General features: G+C 71.2%; 6 protein-coding genes. 5 read left to right on the top strand and 1 reads right to left on the bottom strand.

What is annotated here, in order from left to right; translation table 11 throughout:
- Nucleotides 1-2108 (bottom strand): nitrate- and nitrite sensing domain-containing protein (locus HW445_RS09345; protein WP_180220561.1); only part of this gene is annotated, 2108 nt, incomplete at its 3' end.
- A gap of 618 nt (nt 2109-2726) precedes the next feature.
- On the opposite strand from HW445_RS09345, the gene HW445_RS09340 reads away from it, so the two are divergent.
- From HW445_RS09340 to HW445_RS09320, 5 genes are all read left to right on the top strand, one after another.
- Complete coding sequence (locus tag HW445_RS09340) at nt 2727-2909, top strand: hypothetical protein (RefSeq protein WP_180220560.1); 183 nt, start codon at nt 2727-2729, stop codon at nt 2907-2909.
- Nucleotides 2910-3028: 119 nt separating this feature from the next.
- The gene (locus HW445_RS09335; protein ID WP_180220559.1) at nt 3029-3805 is read left to right on the top strand and encodes a fumarylacetoacetate hydrolase family protein; all 777 of its coding nucleotides are present in this window, start codon (nt 3029-3031) and stop codon (nt 3803-3805) included.
- Nucleotides 3789-5273: a glutamate--tRNA ligase gene (gene gltX / locus HW445_RS09330; RefSeq protein WP_180220558.1), complete on the top strand. Its 1485-nt coding sequence runs from the start codon at nt 3789-3791 to the stop codon at nt 5271-5273. The genes HW445_RS09335 and gltX overlap by 17 nt, the downstream gene beginning before the upstream one ends.
- Nucleotides 5274-5409: 136 nt before the next feature.
- Nucleotides 5410-8364 carry an NACHT domain-containing NTPase gene (locus tag HW445_RS09325; protein WP_180220557.1) on the top strand — a complete coding sequence of 985 codons (2955 nt, stop codon included), beginning with the start codon at nt 5410-5412 and terminating at the stop codon, nt 8362-8364.
- 202 nt (nt 8365-8566) lie between these two features.
- Nucleotides 8567-9703 carry a serine hydrolase gene (locus HW445_RS09320; protein WP_180220556.1) on the top strand — a complete coding sequence of 379 codons (1137 nt, stop codon included), beginning with the start codon at nt 8567-8569 and terminating at the stop codon, nt 9701-9703.
- Nucleotides 9704-9784: the final 81 nt, after the last annotated feature.

The raw sequence follows: 9784 nt of genomic DNA, 5'->3' as shown, positions 1-9784 counted from the left end.
ACGGGTGCCTTCTTGTCGCCCTGGGCGACGTCCACCGGGAGCATGACCAGCGCGGTGGTGCCGCCGGAGTCCGAGGGACGCAGCTGGATGCGGATGCCGTGGCGCTGCGAGAGGCGGCCGACCACGAACAGACCCATGCGCCGGGAGACCGAGACGTCCACGGTGGGAGGCGCCGCGAGGCGCTCGTTGATCGCGGAGAGGTCCTCCGGCGAGAGGCCGATGCCGGTGTCGTGGATCTCGATCAGCGCGCGGCCGTCGGGCAGCGCGTGACCGGTGACCCGGACCTTGGTCTGCGGGGAGGAGAACGAGGTGGCGTTCTCCAGCAGCTCGGCGAGCAGGTGCACGAGGTCGTTGACGACGCGGCCGGCGATCTCGGTCTTGGGGACCGTGGCCAGCTCGATGCGCTCGTACTGCTCCACCTCGGAGGCCGCGGCGCGGAGCACGTCGACCAGCGGGACCGGGCGGGTCCAGCGGCGGCCGGGCTCCTCGCCCGCGAGGACGAGGAGGTTCTCGCCGTTACGGCGCATGCGGGTGGCGAGGTGGTCCAGCTTGAAGAGCGAGGACAGCTGGTCCGGGTCGGCCTCGCGGGACTCCAGTTCGGAGATCAGGGTCAGCTGGCGCTGGATGAGGCCCTGCGAGCGGCGCGAGAGGTTGGTGAACATCGCGTTGACGTTGCCCCGCAGGAGGGCCTGCTCGGCGGCGAGGCGGACCGCCTCGCGGTGCACGTCGTCGAAGGCCGCGGCCACCTGGCCGATCTCGTCGCGGGAGTGCACACCGACCGACTCGACGGTGGTGTCGACGTCCTGCGGGTCCGACTCGGAGAGCTGCTTGACCAGCTCGGGCAGGCGGTCCTTGGCGACCTTGGTCGCGGTGTCCTGGAGGCGGCGCAGCGAGCGGATCATGGAGCGGGCCACCACGAAGGCGCCGACCAGGGACACGCCGAGCACGAGGAGGATCAGGACACCGGAGATCAGGGCCTCGCGCTGGGCCTCGTCCTGGAGCTCGCGGGCCTTCTGCTCCATCTCCTCCAGGAGCGTGTGCTCGATGCTCCCCATCGACTCGATCTTCGTCGAGGCGTCGTCGACCCAGTCCTGGTAGGACTGCTTGCCCACGTTGCGGCTGCCGTTGGGGCTGAGCACCGTGTTCGAGTACTTGTCGGCGACCTCGATCACGCTGTTGTTCTCGAGCGGCTCGAGCATCTTCTGGCGGCCGGAGCCGTAGATGGTCTCGAAGGCGTCGAGTTCGCTCTTCTCGCCCTCGCGGGCGGCCTCGCCGTAGAGGCGGTCGTTCTCGGAGATGTCCGCGAAGGACGAGGCGTCCTTGGGCAGCGAGGCGGCGATGACCGCGCGCTGCATGGACGCGTACTCCTTGGCCGAGGAGAAGGCGGCCAGGGCGCGGGTGTGCTGGATCATCTCCGGGTTGCTGGTGGCCTCGGCCATGTCCGTGGACAGTTCGAGCAGCTGGGTGATGAGCCGGTGGTAGGACTCGACGGTCTGGGTCGAGTTGTCCTTGGCGTCGTAGGCGTTCTCGCGGAGCTTGTCGAGTCCGCGCAGCTCGACGATGAGGCCGACGAGGCTGTCGCGGACGCCCTGGAGGTCACCCTCGCCGAGGTTGTCGTCGACGGTCTCGGTGTCCTTGAGGAACTGGTCCTTGGCCTTGTCCGTCTTCTCCCGCGGCGTCCTGACCTTGTAGTCGGAGTCCTTGGCGCCGTGGGCCAGCGGGCCGGCGGTGACGTCGCGCTCCTCCTGGAGCGCGTTGGCCAGCTCGGTGGCCTGCTTGGTCATCTCGGTGAGCAGCTGCATGTTCTCCAGCTGCTGCATGTCCTCGAGGGAGTCGCTGATCCGCAGCCCGCCCAGGGTGGTCGCGGCGACCACGGGCAGGGCCAGCAGCGACACCAGGCGGGTGGAGATGCGCCAGTTGCGCAGGGCTATGCGGGCACCCGGGCCCGTGGACCCGCTGCCGGCCGGCTTCAGCACGGGGGCCGCCGGCTCGGCGGCCTGCCCCTGGCCCGGGGGCTGGGCGTGCTGGGGCGAGGCACCGCGTGCGGTCCCGTTGTGTGGCTCCGGCTCCGCCGAAGCGCTGCCATCCCTCTTGAAACGTCCCTGCACTAGCGTCGCAACCTCTGGACCAGGCGTCCCCCCGGAGAGGAGAGGACGGTGTCGGCGTATGAGGGGCGCGTTCGGGCTGCGCCCCCGTTGTCGGTCGTCAAGTGACCTTCGTGGTCGTGATGGACCGGCGCTTCTTCCCCCTCCCGTCCGCCGCCCGGTCCGCATCGCGCACCGGAGCGTCGACTGGATCCCACGACGGTCCGTGGAATTCCAGCACAGTGGCCGATCCTCAACAAGGCCCGTAGGGCAGGCCGTGACCCAGATGACACGGCGTGAGTGAGCTGTCACCGCACGTCGAGGCCCATCCCGGACAAACCAGACGTTCACCCAGGATCCGGCAGGCCTCGCCCGGTGTCCCAGTCGCCATGATCAGGAGCGGAATGACGACTTTCACTTACTTATGTCCGCTATCGAACGGAGTCCGCTTTCACCCGTTCCGCCCCGAATGGTGGGGCACGGAGTGAGGAAAATCACTAAGGATTCACTGACCCTTCACGGCTTGGGCGGGGAATCGCACGTTTAGTCTGACGTTTTAGCCTGACCCTTTACAGGAACCGTCGGCGTGCCGTCGACGGCAGCTCGCCAGCAGCACCCGCCATCAGAGGGGTCCGATCGACAGTGAAGACGAACATGAGCTCTCGCATCACCGCCAACCCGCGCCGCACCACCCTGGCGCACCTGGAAGACGCCGCGCACCTGCTCGGCGAGGAGCGCGAGCATTCCGTCGAGCTGCCGACGCAGACCGCCAACCCCCGCCGCACGGTGCTCAACGAGATCCCGGTCCGCGCCGTCGCGGAGTGAGCCGGGGCCCGGCCGCCGGGCCGGGCCGTCCGGGCGGCGCGCCACCCGGGCCCCCTTGGCCGCGTTAGCCTGGAGCGTCAGACTCCGGCCGGCAGCTCAGTGAGGGGCATCAGAATCCCGTGCGCATCGCCAGATTCTCCATCGACGGGAACGTCGCCTTCGGCGCGGTCGAGGGCGACAGGCAGGACGAACTCGTCCTCGACATCATCAAGGGCATCCCGTTCGCGGAGTTCGAGCTCTCCGGCACGAAGGTCCCGCTGAGCAAGGTCCGGCTGCTGCCGCCCGTGCTGCCCAGCAAGGTCGTCGCCTTCGGCCGCAACTACGCGGACCACGCGGCGGAGATGGGCTCCCGGGCGGCCAAGGACCCGTTCGCCTTCTTCAAGCCGTCCACCTCGGTCATCGGCTCCGGCGACGTCATCCAGTACCCCGCCTTCACCGAGGAGCTCCACCACGAGGCGGAGCTCGCCGTGGTGATCGGGCGGATGTGCCGCGAGGTGCCGCGGGAGCGCGTCAAGGACGTGATCCTCGGCTACACCTGCGCCAACGACGTCACCGCCCGCGACGTGCAGCGCCGTGAGCAGCAGTGGGCGCGTGCCAAGGGCTTCGACTCCTCCTGCCCGCTCGGCCCCTGGATCGAGACCGACGTCGACCCAGCCGACCTCACGGTCCAGTGCACGGTCAACGGTCAGCAGCGTCAGCTGGGCAGCACCGCGCAGATGGTGAACCCGGTCGCGGACCTGATCGTCAACATCTCGGCGGCGATGACGCTGCTCCCCGGCGACGTGATCCTCACCGGGACCCCGGCGGGCGTCGGCCCGCTCCAGGACGGCGACGAGGTCGCCGTCACCATCGAAGGCATCGGCACTCTCACCAACAAGGTTGTCAAGCGTGGCTAGCGCACCTGTCCGTGTTCGTTTCTGCCCCTCCCCCACCGGTAACCCCCACGTGGGCCTGGTGCGCACCGCCCTGTTCAACTGGGCGTACGCCCGGCGCCACCAGGGCACCCTGGTCTTCCGCATCGAGGACACCGACGCGGCCCGCGACTCGGAGGAGTCGTACCAGCAGCTCCTGGACGCCATGCGCTGGCTGGGCTTCGACTGGGACGAGGGCCCCGAGGTCGGCGGCCCGCACGCGCCGTACCGGCAGTCCGAGCGGATGGACATCTACCGCGACGTCGCGCGGAAGCTGCTGGACGGCGGTCACGCCTACCACTGCTACTGCTCCACCGAGGAGCTCGACGAGCGCCGCGAGGCCGCCCGTGCGGCCGGCCGCCCGTCCGGCTACGACGGCCACTGCCGCGAGCTGACCGCCGAGCAGGTCGCGGCCTACGAGGCCGAGGGCCGCAGGCCGATCGTGCGCTTCCGGATGCCGGACACTCCGATCACCTTCGACGACCTGGTCCGCGGCGAGCTGACCTTCACCCCGGAGAACGTGCCGGACTACGGCATCGTCCGGGCCAACGGCGCCCCGCTGTACACCCTGGTGAACCCGGTCGACGACGCGCTGATGGAGATCACCCACGTCCTGCGCGGCGAGGACCTGCTCTCCTCCACCCCGCGGCAGATCGCGCTCTACGGCGCGCTGATCGAGCTGGGCGTCGCCAAGGCCGTCCCCGCGTTCGGCCACCTGCCGTACGTGATGGGCGAGGGCAACAAGAAGCTCTCCAAGCGCGACCCGCAGGCCTCGCTGAACCTCTACCGCGAGCAGGGCTTCCTGCCCGAGGGCCTGCTCAACTACCTCTCGCTGCTGGGCTGGTCCCTCTCCGCCGACCGTGACGTCTTCTCCATCGAGGAGATGGTCGCCGCGTTCGACCTGAAGGACGTCAACCCGAACCCGGCGCGCTTCGACCTGAAGAAGTGCGAGGCGATCAACGGCGACCACATCCGGATGCTCGACCCGAAGGAGTTCGCGGCCCGCTGCGAGCCGTGGCTGCGGGCGCCGTTCGCGCCGTGGGCGCCGGAGGACTTCGACGAGGCCAAGTGGGCGGCGATCGCGCCGCACGCGCAGACCCGTCTGCGGATGCTCTCCGAGATCACCGCGAACGTCGACTTCCTCTTCCTGCCGGAGCCGGTCTTCGACGAGGCGTCCTGGACGAAGGCGATGAAGGAGGGCTCGGACGCGCTGCTGCGCACGGCGCGCGAGAAGCTGGAGGCCGCCGACTGGTCCTCCGCGGAGTCCCTGAAGGAGGCCGTCCTGGCCGCCGGAGAGGCCCACGGGCTCAAGCTCGGCAAGGCGCAGGCCCCGGTCCGGGTCGCCGTCACCGGCCGCACGGTGGGCCTGCCGCTCTTCGAGTCGCTGGAGGTCCTGGGCAAGGACAGGACGCTGGCCCGCGTCGACGCCGCGCTGGCGAGGCTGGCGGCCTGACGTTCGGCTCCGCACCGTGCGGTGGGGCGGTCCCGGTACCACCGGGGCCGCCCCTCCGCCCTTTTCTGCGGGCGGCTGCGGCCGTCTCCGCCTCCGGGACAGAATGCTGTTCCACGCGTGGGGAGGGGATGGGCACATGCTCGCGGAGACGGCCGCGCTGCGGCTGGGGACGACGGTGGCGAACGCGGCGGCCGGGATGTGGCTGGGCGGGAAGCGGCGGGAGCAGGAACGACACCTGTCCCTGGACGAGCTGGTGCGTCTGAGGGTGCCGGGCATACGGCTGCAGCGCGAGGTCAGGGGCCAGTTCGAGCAGATCGTCAACGCCGTCTTCGACCGCTTGGAGCCGCACCTCGAGCGGGAGTTCCGCGGCCTGGAGGAGAGCGGCCGTGCGGCGGTGACCGACGCGGTCTGCGACACCTTCGCCGCGGCCGACCTCTCCGACGAGGCCCTGCTGGCCGCCGACGCACACCCGGCCGAGCTGACCCGCGCGATCGTCAGCTCGGTGCGGCCGCCGCTGGGGCTGGGCGAGGCCGAGACGCGGCTGTACGAACGGCTGCTGTCCGAATGCAGCGAGTACTACGTGCAGATCGTCCGCGGCCTCCCGGCCTTCAAGGACCGGGCGGAGGCCGAACTGCTGAGTCGTACCTCCTCGTTGGGTGCGGAGATCGCTCTGCTGCTGAAAAGACTGCCCGACCGGTCGTTGTTCGCCCCGGAGGGCACCGACCGGGACGAGGCGTTCCGTCGCAGGTACCTCCAGCTGGTCAGCGACACACTGGACGAGGTGACGCTGTTCCGCGGCGCCTCCGACCAGCCGGCGTCCCTCAGCGTCGCCTACGTCAGCCTGCGGGCCACCTGGGACGACGGCACCCCGCGGCGGCGGGCCTCGCGGACGGTTCCGACGCTCCGGTCGGCGATGAGCGACTGGGAGGACGGCGGTCAGAGTCCGGGCATGCGCGCGGAGGCGGCACTGGGCGAGTTCTCCCGGGTGCTCCTGCGGGGGGAGGCCGGTTCGGGCAAGACCACGCTGCTGCGCTGGCTGGCGGTCACGGCCGCCCGCGGGGCGTTCTCCGGACACCTGAGCCACTGGAACGGGCTGACGCCCGTCCTCGTCAAGCTGCGGGAGTACAGCGGTCGCCCCCTGCCCAGGCCCGAGGCGATGCTCGACTCCGTGGCGCCGGAACTCACCGGCGTGCTGCCCAGGGCGTGGGTGGAGCGGCAGCTGGAGTCCGGTCGAGCCCTGTTGCTGATCGACGGGGTGGACGAGCTGCGGGCTGCGGAACGGCGGTCGGTCCGGGACTGGCTCCGCCGGCTGCTCGCGTCGTACCCGGACGTCAGGGTCGTCGTCACCTCCCGGCCGACGGCGGCGGGGGCGGACTGGCTGCGGCGGGAGCGGTTCGTCCCGCTGCTGCTGGACCGCATGTCACCGCCGGACCTGGCCGCGTTCGTCCGGCAGTGGCACCACGCCGCGCGTGCGGTGGGCGACGCGCTGCCCTGCCCGGTGGAGGAACTCCCCGCCTACGAACAGGCGTTGTTGAGCAGCCTGCACAACCGGCCCCATCTGCACTCGTTGGCGACCACTCCCCTGCTCGCGGCCATGCTGTGCGCCATGCACCTCAACCAGGGCCGCCAACTCCCGCGTAACCGGATGGAGTTGTACCGAACGGCACTGGAGACCCTGGTCCACGACCGGGACGCCGCCCGGCAGGTGCCCAGTGCGGCGGACATCCCCCTCGGGCTGGGCGACAAGCTGTTGATCCTGCGCGACCTGGCCTGGTGGCTCTCCGACAACAACCGGACGGAGATCGCGCTGGACCGGGCGCGGGCGCAGGTCGGCAGGAAGCTGTCCGCCATGCGGCATCTGAACGACCACGACGCCGGGCAGGTGCTGGAGTCACTGCGGGACCGTTCCGGGGTGCTGCGCTCCCCCACCACCGACCGGCTGGACTTCGTCCACCGCACCTTCCAGGAGTATCTGGCCGCCAAGGAGGCCACCGAGCAGGACCGGATCGGCAGCCTCGTCGAACGCGCCCACCTCGACGGGTGGCGCGAGACGATCGTCATGGCGGCGGGCCACGCCAACGCACCGCAGCGGGAGGAACTCCTCGGCGGCATCCTGGACCGGGCGGCCGCCGAGCCCCGCCAGGGCCGGGGCCTGCGGCTGCTGGCCGCCTCTTGCCAGGAGACGCTGCCCGAGGTCTCCCCGGCGCTCGCCGTGCGCCTGGACGAAGCGGTGGAGCGCCTGCTCCCACCACGCCGCCCCACCGATCCGCCGGCTCTGGCGGCGGTGGGCCCGAGCCTGCTGCGCAGGCTGCCGCGGTCCTTGGGCGAGCTCACCGAGAAGGCCGCGGCCCAGACGGTGCGGACGGCAGCACTGCTGGGCGGCGAGGAGGCACTGGGACTGCTCGCCTCCTATGCCGCGGACCGACGCGTAGAGGTGGTGGACGCCCTGGTCGAGGGGTGGGCGTACTTCGACGCCGCCGCCTACGCCGGTACGGTCCTGTCCGGCCTGAGCCTCGCGGGACACATGGTCACGGTCAGCCACCCGGCCCAGCTGAGCGCCCTGGCGGTCCTGCCGCGGCTCACCGAGCTGAACGTCAACTTCCCGGTCGACGTCGCGACGCTGCTCGCCCATCAGCCCTCGCTGGACTTTCTCGCGCTGGCGCTCGCGCCCGACACCGATCTGTCGCCGCTGCGCGAGTTCCGGGAACTGGACCACCTCATGCTGTTTCCCGAGGGTCCGGTGCACGGGAGCGAGCACCTGCGCGAGCTGGGCACCCTGACCAGCCTCAGTCTGGGCCTGTTCGACACGGCGGTGTCGGTGCCCCCCTTGCTCGGTCCGGCCGTGACGAACCTACGGCTGTACCGTGCGCCCGCCGACACGGACCTGTCGGGCCTGTCCGGGCATCCCGCGCTCGCCCACGTGTCCTTCGTGGACACGGACATGGTGGAGTTGCTCCGTGCCGGCGGACCGGTCCCGCTCCGCAGCGGCGTGCTGCTGCTCGAGCGCTGCCGGGTGCCCGGCGATCCGGCCACTCTCCTGCCGCCCGGGTCCGAGGCCACCGTGGAGGTGGGACGTCAGGCACCGGCGTAAATCCCTCCGTCCGGGCGCCCGGACATCCGGGGTCGCCGGGGAGGCGACTGTGGACCGCTGCTGACCATGGAACGGGTCGCAGGTGTGTGCATGTGCACCGAATCTTGTTCCGCGCGTTCCCTGGTGGGGCTGTGCGCTTCTAGGGTGCTGGTCAGGCGGTACGGACGGTCGGGTCCGGCCGGTGGGAACAGGGGGCACGGCGGTGGCCGGACTCAACGGGTATGTGGACGAGCGCTTCGCGGCGGTGCGGGAGGCCGCGGAGGCGAACCTGGCGGTCGGCGCGGAGACCGGGCTGTCGGTGTACCTGGACATCGACGGGGAGCGGGTGATCGACCTCTGGGGCGGTCACGCCGACCGGGAGCGCACCCGGCCGTGGGAGCGGGACACCGTGGTCAACGTGTGGTCCACGACCAAGACGGTGGCCTCGCTGGCCGCTCTGATGCTGGTGGACCGCGGAGAGCTGGACGTCGACGCCCCGGTGGCGAAGTACTGGCCGGAGTTCGCCGCCAACGGCAAGGAGGGGGTGCTGGTCCGGCACCTGCTGAGCCACACCTCCGGGGTGTCCGGATGGGCCGCGCCGTTCGACGCGGCGGACCTCTTCGACTGGGAGCGCTCGACGGCCCACCTGGCCGCGCAGGCCCCGTGGTGGACGCCGGGCGAGGGGTCCGGGTACCACCTCCTCAACTTCGGGCATCTGGTCGGCGAGGTGGTGCGGCGGGTCAGCGGGAAGCCGTTGAAGCGGTTCGTGGACGAGGAGATCTCGGGCCCGCTGGGCGCGGACTTCCGGATCGGCGCGAGGGAGGCGGACTGGGGACGCTGCGCGGAGATCGTCCCGCCGCCGCCGCAGCAGATCGACCCGGGCGCCGTCGACCCGCGGAGCGTGCTGGCGAAGACGCTGATGGGGGCGCCGCTGCGGGCGGAGATCGCGAACGCTCCCGAGTGGCGGCTCGCCGACATCGGCGGGGCCAACGGCCACGGCAACGCGGCCTCGATCGCGCGGATCCTCTCCGTGGTCTCGCGCGGGGGCGAGGTGGACGGGGTGCGGCTGCTCTCGCCGGAGACCATCGAGCTGATCTTCCGCGAGCAGGCGCACGGCGTCGACCAGGTGCTGGCGACCCCCCTGCGGTGGGGCATCGGGTACGCGCTGCCGGAGCCGGCCGGCGTGCCGTTCATCCCCGAGGGGCGGATCTGCTTCTGGGGCGGCTGGGGCGGTTCGCAGATCGTGATGGACCTGGAGCGGCGGATGACCTTCTGCTACGTGATGAACGAGATGAAGGCGGGGCTGGTGGGGTCCGAGACGGGGGCGCAGTACCTGAACGCGGTGTACGCGGCGGTGTGACCCACCCGGCCGCCCCCCGGCGCCCCCTGGGTGGCCCGGGTCGGCCGGTCCCCTCGGCGTCCCCTTGGCGGTCCGGGGAGG

This window comes from Streptomyces sp. UH6 (assembly GCF_013421635.1).
GTDB classification, from domain to species: Bacteria; Actinomycetota; Actinomycetes; order Streptomycetales; family Streptomycetaceae; genus Streptomyces; species Streptomyces abyssomicinicus.
Note: the sequence above shows the minus strand (reverse complement) of the source record. Positions and strands in the feature narration are given on the sequence as shown.

Bases quoted from the DNA above. Each gene is read 5' to 3' on its own strand.
- HW445_RS09325 (WP_180220557.1), top strand. From the start codon at position 5,410: ATGCTCGCGGAGACGGCCGCGCTGCGGCTGGGGACGACGGTGGCGAAC.